This is a genomic window from Kitasatospora sp. NPDC034023, from assembly GCF_055575795.1.
This window is the reverse complement of sequence record NZ_JBVIRY010000011.1, coordinates 67734-88746: the sequence shown is the minus strand read 5'-3', so window position 1 is coordinate 88746 and position 21013 is coordinate 67734. Positions and strand designations below refer to the sequence as shown.

Here is a 21013-nt window from a genome sequence, read left to right as displayed (position 1 = left end):
GGTCCTCGAATCCCCGGTGCTCATCGCGGCCCCCGCTCGGCCCGGTGCTTGACGTAGGCGTTCAGCAGCGCGGCCAGCAGCAGCATCGCGCCGAGGAAGAACTTGAACCAGTCCGGGTTCCACTGGGCGTAGATGATGCCCTTGCTGGCCATGCCGAAGATCAGCGCGCCGAGCGCGGAGCCGACCACCGAGCCGTAGCCGCCGGTGATCAGGCAGCCGCCGATGACGGCCGCGACGATGTAGATCAGCTCGTTGCCGACGCCCTCGCCGGACTGCACGGTGTCGAAGGAGAACAGCAGGTGCTGGCCGAGCACCCAGGCGCCGAAGCCGACGCCCAGGTAGAGGAGGGTCTTGGTCCGGGCGACCGGCACGCCGACGGCGCGGGCGGCTTCCGCGTCACCGCCGACGGCGAAGATCCAGTTGCCGAAGCGGGTGCGCAGCAGCACCCAGCTGCCCACCACCAGCAGGCCGAGCCACCACCAGACGGTCGCCTTGATCGTCAGCCCGCCGACCGTGACCTCGGAGGCGAACAGTCGGCGGCAGGTCTCGAAGCCCTCCATGTCGGCGATCGACTTGGTGGAGACGGTGCCGGAGATCGCCTTGGTGACGCCCAGGTTGGCGCCGGTCAGCATCAGGAACGTGCCGAGGGTGACGATGAAGCTGGGCAGCTTGGTGCGGCCGAGCATCCAGCCGTTGAACCAGCCGATGGCCAGCGTGGTCGCGAGCGAGACCAGCACACCGACCCAGGTCACCGCGGTGAACTGGTAGGAGACCATCGAGGAGGTCAGCGCGGCGGTGGTGACCATCACACCGGCCGAGAGGTCGAACTCGCCGCCGATCATCAGCAGCGAGACCGGCACCGCCATGATCCCGATGGTGGACGCCGCGTAGAGCACGGTGCCCAGCGAGGAGAGCCGCAGGAAGGGCTCGGCGACGGCGGCGAAGACCACGAAGACCGCGACGGCGGCGATCAGCGAACCCAGCTCCGGGCGGGCGAGGAGCCGCCGCAGGGCCGCCGGACGGTCCTGGACGAGGCCGTCCTGGGCGAGGAGGTCCGAGCTCACCGGGTCCCCCTCGCCACGTACTCGGCGAGCGCGTCGGCGTTGTCCTTGGTCAGGATCTGCGGGCCGGTCTCGACCGGCTTGCCGCCGCCGAGCATGTCCAGGTTGGACTTGTAGAGCCAGAGCAGGTCGACGCCCTCGTAGCCCTGGAGGTAGGGCTGCTGGTCGACGGCGAAGCCGACGCTGCCGGACTTGAGCCCGGCCACCACCTGCGGGCCGAGGTCGAAGGTGTCCAGCTCCGCCGGGCGGTGGGTGTCCTGGATGGCCTGCAGCCCGGTGGCGGCCATCGAGCCGGAGAGGGTGAGCACGGTGTCGATGGCCGGGTCGGCCTGGAGCTTGGCGGAGATCGCGGCGCGGGCGTCGGGCATGTCGACGCCGTTGACGTAGAGCACCTGGAAGGACCCGCCGGCCTTGGACTGGGCGCCGGAGCAGCGCTGCTCCTGGCCGACGTTGCCCTGCTCGTGGATGACGCAGAGCACGTTCTTGCGGCCGCGGCCGGCCAGCTCGGTACCGGCCGCCTGGCCGGCGGTGGACTCGTCCTGGCCGATGTGGGTGAGCGCGCCGAACTTCTGCGAGTAGTCCTGGCCGGAGTTGACGGTGATCACGGGGATGCCCGCCGCCTTGGCCTTGGCGAGGACGTCGGCCATGGCGTCGCCCTTGGCGAGCGTGACCAGCAGGCCGTCGACCTTCTGGTCGATGGCGGCCTGGACGAGCTGGACCTGGTTCTGGGTCTGCGCGTCGTTCGAGTACAGGAAGGTGATGTTGTCCTTGGCCGCGGCCTGCTCGGCGCCCTTGCGCACGGTGTCCCAGAAGGCGTCGCCGGGGCCGGAGTGGGTCACCATGGCGACCTTCCAGCGCGGGGTGGTGACGGCACTGCCGGCCGCGGTCGCGGCCTTGGCGCGGGCCTCCTCGGCGCGTCTGCCTCCGGTACTGCTGCATCCGGCCGCGGTGACCGCGAGGGCCAGGACGGCGCACACGGGCCAGAGGCGTCGGGACGGGCGAAAGCGGGTGATGCTCATCCCCATAGTCTCCCTGGCGGGGTCTCGCGCATTCGCACCGCCTCGCCCGGCGGCGCGAACGCCCCGGGAGGTAAGGTGCCGCGGGGGACCTTTCCTGGAAGTTCGCTGAACATCTGGCCCGGACGACCTCCGTCCGAGTGACAGACTGGGCGCCGATCCGAAGGGGGATCATCACGAGAACGTGATGTTCCTCTCAGGTTCCGCACAGATTCGGACGGCAACCGATCACCGGTTATCGGCCGTCTGATGCCATTGACGTGCGTTCGGGCGAATGGGACCCGGGCGGCGAGCGACCCGGATACGAGAACTTGATGGAACTGACAGGTACGCCATTCTTCATCCTCACCGTCATCCTTGTGCCGGTGTCCATCACAGTGGCGTTGCTGTTCTGGGGGAAGGTCGGCGGCCCTCAGCCGGTGAAGACCCTCACCCGGATCGTCATGATCATGTTCTGCCAGATCACGGCCGTCCTGATGGTCTTCGTGATGGTCAACAACGCCAACCTGATCTACGGCAACTGGGACGACCTGCTCGGCACCGGCAACCACGTCCGCGCGGTGCCCCCGGTGCCCCCGGCGGACGGGGCCGGCAACCCGGGCGGTGACGCCGCCAAGGAGGCGCCGAAGGTCAAGCAGAGCTTCGGCGGCGTGAACGACCCGGCGGTCCCCAACGACGTGCAGAAGACCGAGCTCAAGGGCCAGGTCTCCGGCGTCGACGGCGAGGTGCTGGTCTGGCTGCCGCCGCAGTACAACGAGCCGGCGTACAAGGACAAGAAGTTCCCCGTGGTCGAGCTGATCCCGGGCTTCCCGGGCTCCTCCTCCACCTGGTACGGCACGCTCAAGGTCTCCGAGCAGCTCAAGCCGCTGATGCAGCAGGGCAAGGTCGCCCCGTTCATCCTGGTCTCGCCGCGCACCCTGCTGCTCGGCAGCAACCAGGACGCCGGCTGCACCGACATCCCCGGGAAGGTCAACGCCGACGCCTGGATCACCCGGGACGTCCCGCAGATGGTGCTGGACAACTTCCGCGCCGACCCGTCCGCCGACCGCTGGGCGATCGCCGGCTACTCGGCCGGCGCGCACTGCGCGGCCAAGCTGTCGCTGGCCCACCCCAACCGGTACCGGGCCGCCATCGCGATGTCCGGCTACAACGACCCCGCGAACGAGAAGGACTCGCTGGTCGGCAAGGACCCCAAGCTGCGCGAGGCCAACAACCCGGTCACCATCCTGAAGTCCGCCCCGCAGCCGCCGAAGGTCGCCATGCTCGTCAGCGGCTCGAAGGGCGACGGCTACGAGGACGGCGAGGCCATCCGCGCCGCCGCCAAGGCCCCGACCACCGTCCAGGTCGAGGAGGGCACCGGCCCGCACACCACCGAGCAGTGGAAGAAGGCGGTCCCGAGCGCCTTCCAGTGGCTGACCTCGATCATCCCGGCGCAGTAGCCGACCCGGGTACCCCGGTACGACGAGGGCCCGCCGCGATCACGTCGCGGCGGGCCCTTCCGTTTGCCTGAGGCCGTGTGCCACCGTACGTCGAAGCCCCCGTGCCGGAGCCCGCCGGCCGAACGACCCGTCAGGCCAGTTCGAGCGCCAGGTAGAAGTCCACCCGGTCCTCCAGCCGGGAGAGGTCACGCCCGGTCAGCTCCTCGATCCGGCCGATCCGGTAGCGCAGGGTGTTCACGTGGACGTGCAGCTGCGCGGCGCAGCGGGTCCAGGAGCCGTCCGAGCGCAGGAAGGCCTCCAGGGTGCGGACCAGGTCCGCCTGGTGCTCGATGTCGTACGCGATCACCTTGTCGAGCAGCCTGCTGCGGAAAGCGCGGCGGACCTCGTCCGGGACGGCGGCCAGCAGCAGGACGTGCGAGGCGAGTTCCTCGGGGCCCGCGACGCAGACCCGGCCGACCCGGGAGGCGGCGATCCGGCGGGCGTGCCGGGCCTCCTCCAGGGCGCCGCGCAGGCCGCCGGCCTCGGAGGCGGGGGCGGAGACGCCGAGGGTGATCCGGCCCTCGGAGCCGAGCCCGGCCTCCAGCGGGGCGAGCAGGTCGCGCATGGTGTCGGCGGGCACCGGGCTGTCCAGGGCGGGCAGCACCACGACGGCGCCGTTGCCCGTCCCGGCGACCAGGGCGCGGTCGCTGGTGACGCCGAGCGCCTCCTCCAGGACGGCCCGGACGGCGCCCTCGGGCAGGCCGGTGCCCTCGGCGCTGATCACCAGCCAGGAGCCTTCCTCGGCCCGGGTCTTGGGCTCGGGGAGCTCGTAGCGGGCGGCCATCGCCGAGGAGGCGTACAGGGTGCGGCTGATCTCGGCCGGGTCGGCGTCGCGGCGCAGCAGGGCGAGCACCTCGTCGGCGAGGCGGCGGCGCAGCCGGCGGCCCTCGTCGCGGCGGTGGCGCTCGGCGGCGACCAGGCGGGCCAGGTTCTCGGCGAGCTGCTGGCGCTTGGTGGTCCACTCGGTGATGTCGCCGGCCACCGCGAGCATCCAGTCGGCGAGCGACACCTCTTGCTCGGCGGAGGCCACGGCGGGCAGCAGGGAGTAGGAGCCGGCGGCCAGGCGGGCCCGGTGCGGGGGGCGGCGGCGCTGGCGCTGGGCGGCGAGGTGGGCGCGGACCAGCTGGTCGCGGTCCTCGGCGGAGAGCCGGTCGGCGGGGCCGGCGATCACCGCACCGGTGGGGGCGAGCACCCAGCAGTCCAGGTCGAGGTCGCCGCCGAGCAGGTCGAGCACCGCGTCCAGGCCGCCGCCGCCGGCCGCCGAGACCAGCAGCCGGTGCCGGTCGACGAGGGCGGCGAGGTCGGCGGCGCGGTCGGCGGAGACCTGGCGGCCGATGAACTCGGTGACGGTGCCGAAGGCGATGTCGTCGGGGACGGCCAGCAGCGGCATCCGGTGCCGGCGGCAGGCCTCGACCAGGTCCGCGGGCACCGGGCCGACCTCGGCCTCGCCGGCCGCGAGGGCGACCGCGCCGCCGGCCGCGAGGGTCCGCACGAAGCGCTCGGAGTCGGCCGGGACGGTGCGCCAGAGCATGCCGGTGAGCACCAGTTCGCCACCGTGGAGGTAGCGGCCGGGGTCCTGCAGGTCCGTGGTCATCACGCCGCTGACCTGCCGGTCCAGCTCTTCCTCGGCCGCGAGCAGGCGCAGTCTCGGGGCGCCGGGGGCGAGCAGGTCACGAACGCGCATCCGCGGACTCCTTGGGGGACGGGATCGGGGGCCGGATCGGGGCCGGATCAGGGGGCTGAACCGGGGGTCTGAATCGGGGGGCTGAATCGGGGCTGGGCGGGGCCGGATCGGGGAAACGGAGGGGTGGGGGGTGACCGGTCCTTCGGTCCGGGGGTCACAGTGTGCCCGAACATCCGTGCTCGGCGTTACGCACCAGCGGGCGCTCGAATCACGGGGCCGTAGCCCGTCCGTCACGGCCGGATTACGGTCGTAGGTAGCACTCGGCGGAGACCTGGGCTGCGAAATTCTGCTCCTTAGAGGAACGTACAGGATGCCGGGCGGGACCACAGCCGGGGCTTCATGCCATCGGTGACTGCCAGTGGGCCGCGTCACAGGAGTTCACTGGGCGACACGCCGCCGGACACCCGGCAGGCGACGACTTGAGGAGACACCCGCATGGAGTTCCTTCGGCCCGCCACCTGGGACGAGGCACTCGCGGCGAAGGCTGAGTACCCGACCGCGCTGCCCATCTCGGGTGGTACGGACGTCATGGTCGAGATGAACTTCGACGTGCACCGGCCATCCGCGATTCTCGACCTGAACCGCATCACCGAGCTCACCGAATGGTCCAACGACGGCAGCGTCGTCAAGCTCGGCGCCTCGGTCCCGTACACCCGGATCATCGACGAGCTGTCCGGGCCGCTGCCCGGGCTCGCCCTGGCGGCCCACACCGTCGGCTCGCCGCAGATCCGCAACCGCGGCGGGGTCGGCGGCAACCTCGGCGGGGCCTCCCCGGCCGGTGACGCGCACCCCGCGCTGCTGGCGGCCGGGCGGGACGTGTTCGTGGAGGCGGCCTCGGTGCGCGGCACCCGGATGATCCCGATCGACGAGTTCTACCTCGGCGTGAAGCGCAACAGTCTGGCGGCCGACGAGCTGATCCGGGCGGTGCACATCCCGGTGGCGGACGGCCCGCAGCAGTTCTCGAAGATCGGCACCCGCAACGCCATGGTGATCGCGGTCTGCGCGTTCGGCTTCGCCCTCCACCCGAAGAACGGGACCGTCGGCACCGGGATCGGTTCGGCTGCCCCCACGCCGCGCCGCGCCGTCGAGGCCGAGGAGTACCTGCAGGGCGTGCTCGCCGAGCGCGGGCTCTGGGAGTCCGGCGACCTGCTGGGCGCCGAGGTGATCCAGCGGTTCGGCGAGCTGGTGAAGGCCGCGGCCTCGCCGATCGACGACGTCCGGGGCACCGCCGACTACCGGCGCCACTCCCTGGCCGTGATGGCCCGCCGCACCCTCACCTGGTGTTGGAACGACTACAGCAAGCAGATCAGGAGTGCGGCATGAGGGTCACTTTCACCGCCAACGGCAAGCCGGTCGAGGCCGACGACGTGTGGGAGGGCGAGAGCCTGCTCTACGTGCTGCGCGAGCGGGTCGGCCTGCCGGGCTCGAAGAACGCCTGCGAGCAGGGCGAGTGCGGCTCCTGCACGGTCTACCTGGACGGCGTCCCGGTCTGCTCCTGCCTGGTCGCGGCCGGCCAGGTGCAGGACCGCGAAGTCCGCACGGTCGAGGGGCTGAGCGAGGAGAACGGCGAACTGGGCCTGGTCCAGCAGGCGTTCATCGACGCCGGCGCCGTCCAGTGCGGCTTCTGCACCCCCGGCCTGCTGGTGCAGACCGACGCCCTGCTGGAGCGCGACGCCCAGCCGAGCGACAACGACATCCGCGAGGCCCTGTCCGGCAACCTGTGCCGCTGCACCGGCTACGAGAAGATCATGGACGCGGTGCGGCTCGCCTCGGCCCGCAAGTGCTCCGGAAAGGCCGTGACGGAATGAGCGCTCGTACGATCCAGGGCCAGAAGAACCTGCAGAACATCAACCAGGCGTCCAAGGACGGCATCGGCGGCTCGCCGCTGCGCCCGGACGGCAACCTGAAGGTCAAGGGCGAGTTCGCCTACTCGTCGGACATGTGGCACGAGGACATGCTGTGGGGTATGGCGCTGCGCTCGCCGCACCCCCGCGCCAACATCCTCTCGGTGGACATCTCCGAGGCGCTCAAGGTGCCCGGCGTGTACGCGGTGCTGACCCACGAGGACATCCCCGGCGCCAAGTACTACGGACTGGAGATCAAGGACCAGCCGGCCCTGGCCATCGACAAGATCCGGTACCACGGCGAGGCGATCGCGCTGGTCGCCGCCGACCACCCGGAGACCGCCCGCCGCGCGGTGAAGAAGATCGTGGTCGAGTACGAGGTGCTCACCCCGATCGTCACCGAGGAGCAGTGCCTCGACCCGCAGACGCACGGCTACGTCCACGAGCCGCACGAGTACAAGTCGCACGCCTACGGCAACATCTGCCACGAGCAGAAGCTGGTCTCCGGCCTCGGCGTGACGGACGAGGTACGGGCGCTGGCGGACGTCATCGTCAGCGGCGACTACGAGGTCGGCATGCAGGACCAGGCCTTCCTCGGCCCCGAGTCCGGCCTGGCGGTGCCCGCCGAGGACGGCGGCATCGACCTCTACATCGCCACCCAGTGGCTGCACGTGGACCGCGAGCAGATGGCCCCGGTGCTCGACCTGCCCGAGGAGAAGGTCCGGCTGACGCTGGCCGGCGTCGGCGGCGCCTTCGGCGGCCGCGAGGACATCTCGATGCAGATCCACGCCTGCCTGCTGGCCCAGCACACCGGCAAGCCGGTCAAGATCGTCTACGCCCGGGACGAGTCCTTCTACGGCCACGTGCACCGCCACCCGGCGAGGATGCACTACGAGCACGGTGCCACCCGCGACGGCAAGCTGGTCTTCGCCGACTGCCGGATCGTGCTGGACGGCGGCGCGTACGCCTCCGCCTCCCCGGCCGTGGTCGGCAACGCGGCCTCGCTCGGGCACGGCCCGTACGTGATCCCGAACGTCAAGATGCACGCCATCGCGCTCTACAGCAACAACCCGTCCTGCGGGGCGATGCGCGGCTTCGGCGCGGTGCAGGCCGCGTTCGGCTACGAGTCGCAGATGGACAAGCTGGCGGTCGAACTGGGCATGGACCCGGTGGAGTTGAGGCAGCTGAACGCGATGTCGGAGGGCGACTTCATGCCCACCGGCCAGCAGATCGACTCGCCCGCACCGGTGGCCGACCTGCTGCGCCGGGCCAAGGAGATGCCGCTGCCGCCGCCGCTGGACACCGAGCACCTGGACGTGCGCCAGCTGCCGGGCGCGCTGTCCAACACCTCGCACGGCGAGGGGATCGTACGCGGCGTCGGCTACTCCGTCGGCATCAAGAACGTCGGCTTCTCCGAGGGCTTCGACGACTACTCCACCGCCCGGGTGAGGCTCGAGGTGATCGGCGGCGAGCCGGTCGCCATGGTGCACACCGCGATGGCCGAGGTCGGCCAGGGCGGCGTCACCGTGCACGCCCAGATCGCCCGCACCGAGCTCGGCGTCGAGCAGGTCACCATCCACCCGGCCAACACCGAGGTGGGATCGGCCGGTTCGACCTCGGCCTCGCGCCAGACGTACATGACCGGCGGCGCGGTGAAGCTGGCCGCCGAGGCGGTCCGGCGGGAGCTGATCGAGAAGGGCCGCCGGCGCTACGGCTGGGCCCACAAGGACATCACGCTGGCCGGCGGCAAGGTCGTCTCGGAGAGCGCCGGCGTCCTGGTCTCCATGGTGGACGTGCTCGGCGACGAGGCCATCGACCTCACCCGCGAGCACCACCACCGGCCCACCCAGGCCTTCGACAAGGAGACCGGCCAGGGCTTCGGCCACGTCCAGTACACCTTCTGCGCCAACCGCGCGGTGGTGGACGTGGACGTGGAGCTGGGCCTGGTCAAGGTGGTCGAGCTCACCGCCGTCCAGGACGTCGGCAAGGCGCTCAACCCGCTCTCCGTGGTCGGCCAGATCCAGGGCGGCTGCACCCAGGCGCTCGGCCTCGCCGTGATGGAGGAGATCATCGTGCGGGACGGCAAGGTCCGCAACGCCTCCTTCACCGACTACCTGATCCCCACCATCCTGGACACCCCGCCGATCCCGGTGGAGATCCTCGAACTTCCCGACCCCAACGCGCCGTACGGGCTGCGCGGGGTCGGCGAGGCGCCGACCGTCTCGGCGACGCCGTCCATCGTGGCCGCCATCCGCAACGCCACCGGTCTCGCGCTCACCCGGATCCCGGTCCGGCCGGAGCACCTGACCACCGAACAGCCCGGCTGACCCCGGCGGTTCACGCTTCCCCGGGGCGGCGACAGTCTTCCCCGCCGCCCCGGGGGCACCACCCCCACACCCGCTGCCCCGCCCTCGCCGGGGTTGCGCAGCGGTGCGCACCACCACCCTCAAATGCACCGTGGGCACTCCCCCCTTTCGAGTGCCCCCACAGTGAGTCGATACGTCCCCCTATGCCGCTCATGCGCCGGTAGTCAGGTCGGCTCGCCCACCCCAACCCCCTTTGACACTTGGGAGTGGACATGCCCAGGATCCCCACGGAACCCGGCACCACCGAAGACAGACCCACCGAGGACGACACCCACCCGTCGACCCCGGACCCACGCCCGAAGAGCGCGCTGGACGCCTACTTCAAGATCTCGGCCCGGGGCTCGACGCTCGCCAACGAACTGCGCGGTGGTCTCACCACCTTCATGGCGATGGCGTACATCATCCTGCTCAACCCGCTCATCCTGAGCGGCGCGGACGTCACCGGCGTCAAGCTGGACCACGCGGCACTGACCACCGCCACCGCGCTGGCGGCGGCCGTCACCACCATCCTGATGGGCGTCGTCGGCAACGTACCGCTCGCCCTCGCCGCGGGCCTCTCGGTCTCCGGCGCGGTCTCCGCGCTGGTCGTCCCCCACACCACCTGGGCGCAGGCCATGGGCCTGTGCGTGATCTACGGCCTGCTGATCGTGCTGCTGGTGGTCTCCGGGCTGCGCGAGAAGATCATGAACGGCATCCCACTGCCGCTCAAGCACGCCATCACCATCGGCATCGGCCTGTTCGTCACCGTGATCGGCCTCTACAAGGCCGGGTTCATGCACACCGGCGGCCCCACCCCGCTGTCGCTCGGCCCGACCGGAGAGCTGGCCGGCTGGCCGGTCCTGATCTTCTGCCTCACGCTACTGGCGATCTTCGTGCTGATGGCCCGCGGCATCCGCGGCGCGATCCTGATCGGCATCGCCGGCGGCACCGTGCTCGCGGTGATCGTCAACAAGGTCGCGGACGTGCCCGCCACCGCCTGGAAGAACTCCGTCCCGGTGTGGCCCGGCAGTCCCGTCTCCGCGCCCGACTTCGGCCTCTTCGGCCACGTCGACCTGTTCGGCGCCTTCGGCGGCAAGGGCATGGGCGCGATCAGCGCCTCGGTCGCGGTGTTCACCCTGGTGCTGGCCGGCTTCTTCGACGCGATGGCCACCATCATCGGCGTCGGCACCGAGGCCGGACTCGCCGACAAACAGGGCCGGATGCCCGGGCTGTCCAAGGCCCTGTTCATCGACGGCGCCGGCGGCGCGGTCGGCGGCCTGGCAGGCGCCTCCGGGCAGACCGTCTTCGTCGAATCGGCGACCGGCGTCGGCGACGGCGCCCGGACCGGGCTCGCCTCCGCCGTCACCGGCGCAATGTTCGCCCTGATGCTCTTCTTCTCGCCGATCGCCGGCATCGTCCCGGTCGAGGTGGCCTCCGCCGCCCTGGTCGTGATCGGCTCGATGATGATGAGCCAGGCCCGGCACATCGACTGGTCCGACCGCGAGGTGGCCATCCCGGCCTTCCTCACCTGCACGCTGATGCCGTTCACGTACAGCATCACCGCGGGCGTCGCGGCCGGCGTCATCTCGTACACGGTCATCAAGGCCGGGGTCGGACGCTGGCGCGAACCCGGGGTCCTGATGTGGATCCTCACCGGCGTGTTCGTCCTGTACTTCGCGCTCACGCCGATCAAGTCCTGGCTCGGCGTGCACTAGCCGGACCCGGGGGGTCGCTACCGCCCCCTCCCTGCGACACCGCCGCCGTACGGGATCGTTTCCCGTACGGCGGCGTCCCCGCTACTGTCGAAACCGTGTAAGGAGCCTCCGCCATGCAGGACATCGCCGAACAGCTGCAGGCCTGGCACGCGGCCGGGCGCGCCTTCGCCGTGGCCACCGTGGTCGGCGTCTCCGGCAGCGCTCCCCGCGACCCCGGCGCGGCGCTCGCCGTCGACGCGCACGGCGAGGCGATCGGCAGCGTCTCCGGCGGCTGCGTCGAAGGCGCGGTGTACGAGCTGTGCCAGGCCGCGATCGAGAGCGGCGAGCCGGTCCTGGAACGCTTCGGGTACAGCGACGAGGACGCCTTCGCGGTCGGGTTGACCTGCGGCGGGATCCTCGACGTGTTCGTCCAGCCGGTCGTGCCGGGGGCCGACGCCGGGCTCGACACGGGAATCGCGCACATCGCCGCCGGCACGCCCGTGGCACTGGTGCGGGTCATCGCCGGGCCGGGCGGACTCCTCGGCGCCACCCTCGCCGTCACCGCCGACGACGCCACCGGAGCACTCTCCGTGAAGCCGTCCACCGTCGGCGGACTGGAACGGGCGATCATCGCCGAGTCGCGGGCCATGCTGGAGGCCGGACGCACCGGCCGGCTCGTCCTCGGCCTGGACGGACGCCCCTGCGACGAACACGAGCAGGGCACCGTCACCTGCTTCGTCGAGTCCTACGTGCCCGCGCCGCGGATGCTCGTGTTCGGGGCGATCGACTTCGCGGCCGCGGTCGTACGGATCGGCAAGTTCCTCGGCTACCGCGTCACCGTCTGCGACGCCCGGCCCGTCTTCGCCACCACCCGCCGCTTCCCCGAGGCCGACGAGGTCGTGGTCGACTGGCCGCACCGCTACCTGGACTCCCAACTCGGCCGGATCGACGGACGCACCGTGCTCTGCGTGCTCACCCACGACGCCAAGTTCGACATCCCCCTGCTGGAACGCGCCCTGCGGCTGCCGGTCGGCTACGTCGGCGCGATGGGCTCGCGCCGCACCCACCGGGACCGCCAGGCCAAGCTGCGCGACGCCGGGCTCACCGAGACCGAACTCGCCCGGCTGCGCTCCCCCATCGGCCTCGACCTCGGCTCGCGCACCCCCGAGGAGACCGCGGTCTCCGTCGCCGCCGAGATCATCGCCCACGGCCGCGGCGGCAGCTGCCTGCCACTGAGCACCGGAGACGGGCCGATCCACCACGACGTGTCCGCCGTTTCGGAGGAACCGGCCGGAAGCGGTTCACCGCACGCGGCGTGACCGCCTCACCGCACCACGCGGTAGGCCTCGAAGACCTCGGCGGAGTGCCACTCACCGGACCCCGAGCGGGCGACCTGATCAGTCGGACAGCACCAGCCTGACGCCGAACCCCACCACCACCACACCGGTCACCCGGTCCATCAGCCTGCGCGCGGCCGGCCGGCGCAGCCAACCGCGCAGCACCCGGGCGAAGCCCACCAGGATCGTCGACCAGAGCAGGCCCTCCACGACGTGGACGCAGGTCAGCGCCACGCCGGCGGCGAAGTGCGGCACGCCGGCCGGGATGAACTGCGGCAGCACGGCCACGTAGAAGACCCCGACCTTGGGGTTCAGCAGATTGGTCAGCGTGCCCCGCCGCCAGCCGTGCCCGAACCCGCCCTCCTCCGGCTCCTCCTCGGCCGCCTGGGCACCCCGGTCGCGCAGCATCCCGATGCCCATCCACACCAGGTACGCGGCGCCCGCCCAGCGCAGCACCTCGTACGCCAGCTGCGAGGCGGTCAGCAGCGCCGTCACCCCGGCCGAGGTCAGCGTCCCCCAGATCAGCGTCCCGGTCTGGATCCCGAGCACGACCCCCCACGCCTGCCGCCGCCGCCCCAACGCGGACGTCCGCAGGACCAGCGCGGTGTCGAGCCCCGGCGTCAGCGTGAGCAGCCCCACGACGAGGGCGAAGGACCACAGGGCGGTTGTCATCTCCATGGGCCTGGATGCTCTCACAGGCCCATGGACGGCCGCCTGGCCCGTTCCGGCGACGTTCCCCGGTCAGGTGACGTGGAGGCGGTCAGGTGACGTTGAGCCGGGCGGCGAGGCGGAGGAGGCCGGGGCTGAGGCGGGAGAGGAAGCGGGCGGCCTTGGCCTCGGGGGTGACGGGGACGACGGGCTTGCCGGTGCGGACGGCGGCGAGGATGGCGGTGGCGACCTTCTCCGGGGGGAAGCCGCGGCGGGCGTAGAGCTTGGCGGCGCGGGCCCGCTTGGCGCTCTGTTCGGCGACGGTGGTGGCGGAGAAGGTGGAGGTGCGGGTGATGTTGGTGTTGACGATGCCCGGGCAGATGGTGGACACCCCGATGCCGTGGCCCACGAACTCGGCGCGCAGGCAGTCGGAGAGCATGAACACCGCGGCCTTGCTGGTGGCGTAGGCGGTGAGCGCCTTGGAGGGCAGGTAGGCGGCGGCCGAGGAGATGTTGACGATGTGGCCGCCCTGGCCGCGGTCGGCCATCAGGGTGCCGAAGGCGCGGCAACCGTGGATCACGCCCCAGAGGTTGACGTCCAGGACGCGCTGCCACTCCTTCTCGGTGGTCTGCAGGAACGTCCCGGAGTGACCGATTCCGGCGTTGTTGACCACCACGTCGGGCACCCCGTGCTCGGCGGCGACGGCCCGCGCGAAGGCGTCCACCGCCGCGCCGTCGGAGACGTCCACCCGGTAGGCGTGCGCCGCCGGGCCGATCAGCGAGGCGAGTTCGGCGGTGCGCTCGGCGGCGGCGAGGTCCAGGTCGCAGACCACCACCCGGGCGCCCTCCTCGGCGAAGGCCAGCGCGGTGGCCCGACCGATGCCGCTGCCGCCGCCGGTGACGACCACCAAGCGGCCGTCGTCCAGGGCGGGTTGGGCCTGACCGGCCTGTCCGGCCTGGTCCGCCCGGCCGGCCTGCGCGGCCTGCGCGGCCTCGATGCGGGCGGTGAACTGGCGGATCATGCCGGCCACGGTGGCTCCCTTCTCCAGCAGTGCCGACCAGTGGCCGGCGTGCAGCGTCCTGCGGGTCAGCTTGGGCACCCAGCGCTCCAGGCCCTCGGAGAGGTAGGTGCCGACGTAGCGGTCCCGGGTGAGGGTGATCAGCTGGACCGGCACCTCGGTCGGCCGCTCACGCGGACGGCCCATGGTGGGGCGGAAGTTGGCCCGGTAGAGCTCGATGCCGCGCACCGCGTCGCGGCGCAGGGTGCGCTGCGGGTGGTCGGCGCGCGGGGTGACGTGCTCCAGGTCGCGCAGCACCCGCGGCCAGGCCCGGGCGAGGCCGAGGCGCCAGACGCCGGGGGCGAGGTAGGGCAGGTGGAAGGCGGTGATGTACCAGGAGTGCAGGCCCTGGTGGAGCAGCTGCTTCAGGTGGCGGGGGGTGGGGCGGCGCAGCCGGTGGCGCAGCCAGTACCCCATGTGGTCCAGGCTGGGGCCGGACATCGTGGTGTACGACGCGATCCGGTGCTCGGCGCCGGGCGCGGTGACGGCCTCCCAGGACTGGACCGAGCCCCAGTCGTGGGCGACCAGGTGGACCGGGCGGTCCGGGCTGACCGCGTCGGCGACGGCGAACAGGTCCTCGGCCAGCCGCTCCAGCCGGTAGCCGTCGCGGTCCTCCGGGACGCCGGACTCGCCGGCGCCGCGCACGTCGTAGCGGACCACGTGGTGGTCGCGGGCGAGGTCGGCGGCGATGTCGTCCCAGACGGTGTGGGTGTCGGGGTAGCCGTGGACGAGGAGGACGGTGGGGGCGTCCGGGTCGCCCTGCTCGAAGACGGCGAGCGGCAGGCCGCCGGAGTGGACGGTCCGGCGGCGGGTGGGGGTCGTCATCGGGTGGCCTCCAGGGCGGTCGGCTCGGCAGTCTTCTCGAGGGTGGTGGCCTCGGTGGCCGTGGTGGCCGCCGTGACCGTGGTGGCCTCGGTGGCCGTGGTGGCCTCGGTGTTCCAGCGGCGGACGTGGGGCAGGTCGTCGTCGAGCCAGTAGGCGTCGTCCTCGGTGACCACCAGCAGTTCCTCGAACTTGATACCCACACCGCGGAAGCCGATGTGCGGCTCGACCGCCCACAGGCCCGGGGTGGGCGCGTGCCGGGACGACCGGCCGTCCGCCCAGAGCGGTGAACGGCCGTGCAGCCGCTCGGAGATGAGCTCGCGGCCGAGGGTCTGCAGGGTGCGCACGCCGAAGCCGAAGACGTTCACCCCGGCCGGTCCTCGGGTGACGGTGCGGGTGACCTGGTGGCCGATCACCCGGCCCGGGTAGACCTGGTGGCGGTTGTCGTAGCCGTGCGCGGCGAGCTGCGCGTCCACCGCCGCGTACACCTCGTCGAGGGGCTTGCGGGCCCGCACCTCCGCGAGGATGAGCCCGCGGTAGACCTCGAGGTCGGCGGCGAGCTTGTCCCAGACCCGGTTCTCGCCCACCTTGCCGCCGTAGCCGATGTCGGCGGTGTAGCCGTCCACGACGGGGGCGCAGTCCAGGACGTACGGCATGCCCTCCTCGAGGCGCCGGTTTCCGGCGAAGAACTGCAGCGGGGTGTGGAAGTGCCGGAACGCCGTACGGTCGCCGAACCAGGCGAAGGGGACGTGGAAGAAGTCCTGCACCCCGGCGGCGACCAGGCGGCGGCGCAGCTCGGCGGTGGCCTGCCGCTCGGTGACGCCGGGCTCGATCCAGGCGGCGACCTGCTCGGCACAGTGGTAGGCGAGTTGCTGGGTCTCACGGAAGCGGGCGAGGTCGCGCTCGGTGTAGCGGAAGGCGGGGGTCGCTTTCGCCATGGCAAGGGCTCCTTCTAGAGGTCGAGCACGAGGGTCTCACCCTCGGCGGCCCGGGAGACACAGGGCAGCAGGGCGCCGTCGGCGCGCTGCTCGGGGGTGAGGCGGCGGTCCCGGTGGTCGGGCGCGCCGGCCAGCACACGGACCTCGCAGGTGCCGCAGAAGCCCTGGTGGCAGGAGTACGGGAGGTCCGGGCGGGCCTCGCGCAGCACGTCCAGGGCGGACCGGTCGGCGGGGACGTCGAGGGTCGGGCCGTCGGCGCCGACGCGGACGGCGAAGGGCGCGCCGTCGGTGACCGGGGCGGCACCGAAGCGCTCGAAGTGCAGGGCGGTGGCCTGGGATCCGTCCAGGGCCCGCTGCACGGCGGCGAGCATCGGGGCCGGGCCGCAGCAGTAGACGGCGGCGCCGCGCGGGGCGTGGGCGAGCAGGTCGGCGCCGGTGGGCACGCCGCCGTGCTCGTCGTCGGTGCGCAGCACCAGCCGGTGCGGGTCGAGGGCGCGCAGCTCGTCCGCGTACGGGAGGGTGTCGGCGCTGCGGCCGACGTGCACCAGGCGCCAGTCCAGGCCGTGCCGCTGCGCCTCGCGGGCCATCGGGAGCAGCGGGGTGATGCCGATGCCGCCGGCCAGCAGGAGGACGGCGGGCTCGGCGCAGAAGGCGAAGCCGTTGCGCGGTCGGCGGGCGGTGAGGCGGGCGCCGGGGTGCAGGGTGTCGTGGATCTCGACGGACCCGCCGCCGCCCTCGGGCAGCCGCCGGACGGCGATGCGGTAGGCCGCGCGGTCGGCCGGGTCGCCGCTGAGGGAGTAGTGGCGCTCGCGGCCGGAGGGCAGGGCGAGACGCAGGTGGGCGCCGGGCTGCCAGGCCGGCAGCGGGCCGCCGGAGGGGTCGGCGAGCTGCAACTCGACGACGTCAGCGGCGAGTTCACGCCGAGCGGTGACCACCAGCTGGAGCGGCGGGAGGGGGCGGCTGTACGGGCGGCGGGGGTTGCGCCGCAGCAGGGGGCCGCCGAGGGCCGGGGAGTAGCGGTCGCCGAAGGCCGTGAGCCGGCGCATGAAGGCGTCGGCGCGCGGGCGGCCGTAGAGGTCGGGAGGCGGGGTGAGCTGGTCCATCCGGCGGGGTCCTTGGCGTCGGGAGAGGAGGGCGGGTGACAGCTGACGGATTCGGGCTTCGGACTTCGGCGAACGGACGACGGATGACAACCGACGGATGACAGCAGACAGATAACAGATGACGTCTTCTGTCTGCTGAAATCCGTTCGCCCAACCCCGTCCGCCGAAGCCCGTCGACCGTCAGCCGCTCGCGGCGGCCGCGCGGGCGGCCGGGGAGGTGGCGAGGTAGCCCAGCGCCTGGCTGGAGGAGCCCTCCTGGGTCGGGTGGTAGCCCGGCCGCAGGTACCGAAGCCCGGAGCGGAGGGACCCGAGCGGGTCCGGCAGCAGGCCGCGCTTCGCGATCCGCCCGGCCTCGCGCCAGCTGGGCTTGAGCCGCCCCGCCAGGGTCGGGTCGGCGGCCAACAGGAAGCGTGCGCCGCGCACCCAGAGGTGGACCAGCAGCGGCCCGGACACCGCCATCCCGCGGATCCGCCGGAGGTAGCCCGGGTCCAGGTGGACCATCAGGTCGAAGGCGACGCTGCGGTGCTCGACCTCCTCGGCACCGTGCCAGCGCAGCAGGTCGAGCATCGTCGGGTCGGCCTTGGCCCGGTCCAGGCCCGGGGAGTTGAGGATCCAGTTGCCGAGGAAGGCAGTGAAGTGCTCGATGGCCGCGACGAAGGCGACCCGCTCGATGACGTTCTCCCGCCGCCGCGCCGGCGTCAGCCCCGGCTTGTCGCCCAGGACCCGCCGGAACAGCCAGGAGACCTGCCGGACGTACGGCCGCGGGTCGAGCCCCTGGCCGAGCAGGTGGTCGAGGACCTCCTGGTGCGCCTCGGCGTGGATGGCCTCCTGGCCGATGAACCCGAGGACCTCCTCGCGCAGTTGCTCGTCCCGGATGAGCGGCAGTGCCTCCTTGAACACCTTGACGAACCAGCGCTCACCCTCGGGCAGCAGCAGGTGCAGCACGTTGATGACGTGGGTGGCCATCGGCTCGTCCGGGATCCAGTGCAGCGGCAGCTGGGCCCAGTCGAAGCGGACGTCCCGGGGCTCCAGGACGAGGCTGTCGTGCACGCGCGCGGCGGGGGCGGCGAGGGCGGGGACGGGGGTGGGACGGGGCATGGCAGGCCCTCCTGACCTGGGGCGGCGGCTCGGCTCAGGGAAACGTACTCGCGGGTAGTGATGGGGACAAGGGTTTCGGCGGCCCTTATCGACATCGAGTCTAATAAGTGATGTGCACCGGTGAACACCACGGGAAACGCGGGAAGCCCCACCGGTTTCCCGGCAGGGCTTCCTCGAACTCATGCACGCGACGACTCATGCACGCAACGACTCAGGAACGCGACGACTCAGGGGCGCGGCGAACTCAAGCACGCGGCGAACTCACCGACGCGACCGCCGCCCCGCCGTCAGACCGCCATCGCCAGCATCAACGGCGCCGCCCGGGCCGCCAGGAGCTCGGCCGCGGCCTTCAGCTTGTGGACGTTGCCCACCGGCATCGAGGTGGCCAGGCAGCCGACCGTACTGCCCGCCGTGATCGGCACGGCCGCGCACACCGTGCCCAGCGCGTACTCCTGGATGTCCAGCACCGGTACGGTGGCCGGCTGCCGCTCCAACCGGTGCATCAGCTGGTCGGCGTCGGTGACCGTACGCGAGGTGAGCCGGGCGACCGGGTGCCGGGAGAGGTGGTCGCGCCGGGCGTCCGCGTCCAGTTGGCCGAGCAGGCACTTGCCGATCGCGCTGGCGTGCGCGGTGGCCCGGAAGTCCACCCACTCCTGCACCGCCGGCGCGTAGTCGGCCGCCGAGACCGCCTCCACCGACAACTCGCCGTCGTGGTACCGGGTGAAGTACACCGCGGCGCCCAACTCGTCCCGGAGTTCGGCGAGTTTGCGGTCGAGCCGGGCCTTGACCAGCTGCTCCCGGTTCTGCTGGCCGAGCAGGGCGAAGGTGCCGCCGAGCACCCAACCGCCGTCCTGACACTGGAGGTAGCCCTCGATCTCCAGGATCTCCGCGAGCCGCCGCACGGTCGGCAGCCCGAGCGAGGTCTCCCGCGCGAGGCCCACCAGGGTGGCGCCGTCGGGGTGGCGGTCGACCGCCTCCAGCAGTCTGAGGGCGTGCTGCAGGGAGGTGAACTGGCCGGTCAGGCCCTGGTCCAGCGCGGCGTGACGACCCGGGGCTGGTGTCGACATGTCGTCCCCTTCCGATGTCCCCCCACGGAGCGACCGCGGGCACGCACCAGCCTATCGACCCGGTGGCTCCGGCGACTGCCGTCCGTGAATATCCGTGAACATTCCGTGCAGCAACCTCCGGTCGACCTGGGACTTCTCGGCCGGGCGATCACGCAGTGGAAGCCATGGCCGACCCGCCCGACCCGGGAACCGCGACCCGGCGGAAACCGCGACGGGCCCCTCCCCCACTGCCCGGAGGGAGGGGCCCGTCGTACGGCGGCCGGGTGCGGGCCCGGCGGCCGTGAGGGTGGTGGTGCGGATGAAGGGGGTCGGTCGGTGACTGTCGGTCAGCTCTCGTCGCCCGAGCGCAGCTTGGCGACGGCCGCCGCCAGGCGGGCGCCGTACTCCTCGTCCGCGGCGTGGAAGTGGGCGAGGTTCTTCTCGACGATGTCGTCGCGGGTCACCTGCGCCAGGAAGCCGGCGATGTTGGCGATCAGGCGACCCTTCTCCCCGTCCGACATGAGCCGGTAGAGCTCACCGGCCTGGAAGAAGTCGTCGTCCTTGCTGTGAGCCGGCGTGGTGTAGGTGCCGGTGTGGCCATCGACCTTGACCGGCGCGGCGAGCGCGTTGTCGGTCTGGGCCGGGCCGTCGTACGAGTTGGGCTCGTAGTTCCTGCCACGGCCGGCCGCGTTGGTGGCCATCAGGCCGTCGCGGCCGTAGTTGGCGGCCACGGTGGCGCGCGGGGCGTTCACCGGCAGCAGGGTGTGGTTGACGCCGAGGCGGTAGCGCTGGGCGTCCGCGTAGGCGAACAGCCGGCCCTGGAGCATCTTGTCCGGGGACGGGCCGATGCCGGGCACGAAGTTGTTCGGCGAGAACGCGGACTGCTCGACGTCGGCGAAGACGTTCTCCGGGTTCCTGTTGAGCACCAGGCGACCGACCTTGACCAGCGGGTAGTCGGCGTGCGGCCACACCTTGGTGAGGTCGAAGGGGTTGAAGCGGTAGTCCGCCGCCTCGGCGACCGGCATCAGCTGGACGTAGAGGGTCCAGGACGGGAACACCCCGCGCTCGATGGCCTGGTGCAGGTCGCGCTGGTGCGAGTCGGCGTCGGCGCCGGCCACCTCGGCGGCCTGGTCGCCGTCCAGGGAGCGGACGCCCTGGTTGGTCTTGAAGTGGTACTTCACCCAGTAGGCGTCGCCATTGGCATTGACCCACTGGTAGGTGTGCGAGCCGTAGCCGTTCATGTGGCGGTACGAGGCCGGGATGCCGCGGTCGCCGAACAGCCAGGTGATCTGGTGGGTCGAGGCGGGCGAGTGGGCCCAGAAGTCCCAGACGTTGTCCGCCTCCTGCACGCCGGTGTACGGGTCGCGCTTCTGCGAGTGGATGAAGTCGGGGAACTTGATCGGGTCCTTGATGAAGAACACCGGGGTGTTGTTGCCGACGAGGTCGTAGTTGCCCTCCTCGGTGTAGAACTTCAGCGCGAAGCCGCGCGGGTCGCGCACCGCGTCGCTGGCGCCCAGGTTGCCGGCCACGGTGGAGAAGCGCAGGAAGACCTCGGTGCGCTTGCCGACCTCGGCGAGGAAGTCCGCCCGGGTGTACTGCGACACCTCGTCGGTGACCTCGAAGTAGCCGTACGCGCCGGAGCCGCGGGCGTGCACGACGCGCTCCGGGATGCGCTCGCGGTTGAACCGGGCCAGCTTCTCCAGCAGCTGCTGGTCCTGGATCAGCAGCGGGCCGTACTCGCCGGCCGAGGCCGAGTTCTGGTTGTCGGCGATGGGGGCGCCGGACTCCGTGGTCAGGATCTTGGACATGGAGGGTCCTTCAGGTGTCGATAAGAGCGGTGCG

Annotated in this window: 16 protein-coding genes; 6 read left to right on the top strand and 10 right to left on the bottom strand. The window is 71.9% G+C overall.

Annotation, left to right across the window (positions count from 1 at the left end):
• Positions 1–20: 20 nt before the first annotated feature.
• Positions 21–1064: an ABC transporter permease gene (locus ACZ52R_RS17190; RefSeq protein WP_360489967.1), complete on the bottom strand. Its 1044-nt coding sequence runs from the start codon at positions 1062–1064 to the stop codon at positions 21–23.
• Positions 1061–2086: a sugar ABC transporter substrate-binding protein gene (locus tag ACZ52R_RS17185; RefSeq protein WP_465619783.1), complete on the bottom strand. Its 1026-nt coding sequence runs from the start codon at positions 2084–2086 to the stop codon at positions 1061–1063. The genes ACZ52R_RS17190 and ACZ52R_RS17185 overlap by 4 nt, the downstream gene beginning before the upstream one ends.
• Before the next feature lie 356 nt (positions 2087–2442).
• Between ACZ52R_RS17185 and ACZ52R_RS17180 the strand changes: the two genes are divergently transcribed.
• Positions 2443–3516: an alpha/beta hydrolase gene (locus ACZ52R_RS17180; protein ID WP_465619781.1), complete on the top strand. Its 1074-nt coding sequence runs from the start codon at positions 2443–2445 to the stop codon at positions 3514–3516.
• Between the two features lie 130 nt (positions 3517–3646).
• Here ACZ52R_RS17180 and ACZ52R_RS17175 read toward each other — a convergent pair whose 3' ends face one another.
• Positions 3647–5239, bottom strand: a complete 1593-nt coding sequence (locus ACZ52R_RS17175) for a PucR family transcriptional regulator (protein ID WP_465619779.1) — start codon at positions 5237–5239, stop codon at positions 3647–3649.
• Between the two features lie 435 nt (positions 5240–5674).
• Between ACZ52R_RS17175 and ACZ52R_RS17170 the strand changes: the two genes are divergently transcribed.
• From ACZ52R_RS17170 to ACZ52R_RS17150, 5 genes are all read left to right on the top strand, one after another.
• Positions 5675–6562 carry an FAD binding domain-containing protein gene (locus ACZ52R_RS17170; RefSeq protein WP_465619777.1) on the top strand — a complete coding sequence of 296 codons (888 nt, stop codon included), beginning with the start codon at positions 5675–5677 and terminating at the stop codon, positions 6560–6562.
• The gene (locus ACZ52R_RS17165) at positions 6559–7047 is read left to right on the top strand and encodes a (2Fe-2S)-binding protein (protein ID WP_360489977.1); all 489 of its coding nucleotides are present in this window, start codon (positions 6559–6561) and stop codon (positions 7045–7047) included. Before ACZ52R_RS17170 ends, ACZ52R_RS17165 begins: the two co-directional genes overlap by 4 nt.
• On the top strand, positions 7044–9410 hold the full coding sequence (gene pucD, locus ACZ52R_RS17160; RefSeq protein ID WP_360489979.1) for a xanthine dehydrogenase subunit D: 2367 nt from the start codon (positions 7044–7046) through the stop codon (positions 9408–9410). The genes ACZ52R_RS17165 and pucD overlap by 4 nt, the downstream gene beginning before the upstream one ends.
• Positions 9411–9661: 251 nt before the next feature.
• A complete protein-coding gene (locus ACZ52R_RS17155) occupies positions 9662–11143 on the top strand; it encodes an NCS2 family permease (RefSeq protein ID WP_465619774.1) in 1482 nt (493 codons plus the stop codon).
• 113 nt (positions 11144–11256) lie between these two features.
• On the top strand, positions 11257–12441 hold the full coding sequence (locus ACZ52R_RS17150) for an XdhC family protein (RefSeq protein ID WP_465619772.1): 1185 nt from the start codon (positions 11257–11259) through the stop codon (positions 12439–12441).
• Positions 12442–12519: 78 nt separating this feature from the next.
• On the opposite strand, the gene ACZ52R_RS17145 is transcribed toward ACZ52R_RS17150, so the two are convergent.
• The 7 genes from ACZ52R_RS17145 to ACZ52R_RS17115 all read right to left on the bottom strand — a co-directional run bounded on the left by ACZ52R_RS17145 (position 12520) and on the right by ACZ52R_RS17115 (position 20979).
• Complete coding sequence (locus ACZ52R_RS17145; protein WP_465619770.1) at positions 12520–13137, bottom strand: LysE family translocator; 618 nt, start codon at positions 13135–13137, stop codon at positions 12520–12522.
• Between the two features lie 82 nt (positions 13138–13219).
• On the bottom strand, positions 13220–14989 hold the full coding sequence (locus ACZ52R_RS17140) for an SDR family oxidoreductase (RefSeq protein WP_465753677.1): 1770 nt from the start codon (positions 14987–14989) through the stop codon (positions 13220–13222).
• On the bottom strand, positions 14986–15924 hold the full coding sequence (locus tag ACZ52R_RS17135; RefSeq protein ID WP_465662298.1) for a M24 family metallopeptidase: 939 nt from the start codon (positions 15922–15924) through the stop codon (positions 14986–14988). The genes ACZ52R_RS17140 and ACZ52R_RS17135 overlap by 4 nt, the downstream gene beginning before the upstream one ends.
• A gap of 14 nt (positions 15925–15938) precedes the next feature.
• A complete protein-coding gene (locus ACZ52R_RS17130) occupies positions 15939–17027 on the bottom strand; it encodes a PDR/VanB family oxidoreductase (RefSeq protein WP_465753676.1) in 1089 nt (362 codons plus the stop codon).
• Positions 17028–17207: 180 nt separating this feature from the next.
• The gene (locus ACZ52R_RS17125; protein WP_465619762.1) at positions 17208–18125 is read right to left on the bottom strand and encodes a metal-dependent hydrolase; all 918 of its coding nucleotides are present in this window, start codon (positions 18123–18125) and stop codon (positions 17208–17210) included.
• A gap of 287 nt (positions 18126–18412) precedes the next feature.
• Positions 18413–19192 carry an IclR family transcriptional regulator gene (locus ACZ52R_RS17120; protein ID WP_360489997.1) on the bottom strand — a complete coding sequence of 260 codons (780 nt, stop codon included), beginning with the start codon at positions 19190–19192 and terminating at the stop codon, positions 18413–18415.
• Positions 19193–19518: 326 nt separating this feature from the next.
• Positions 19519–20979 (bottom strand): catalase, encoded by a 1461-nt coding sequence (locus ACZ52R_RS17115; RefSeq protein WP_465619759.1) that lies wholly within the window; start codon positions 20977–20979, stop codon positions 19519–19521.
• Between the last annotated feature and the right edge of the window lie 34 nt (positions 20980–21013).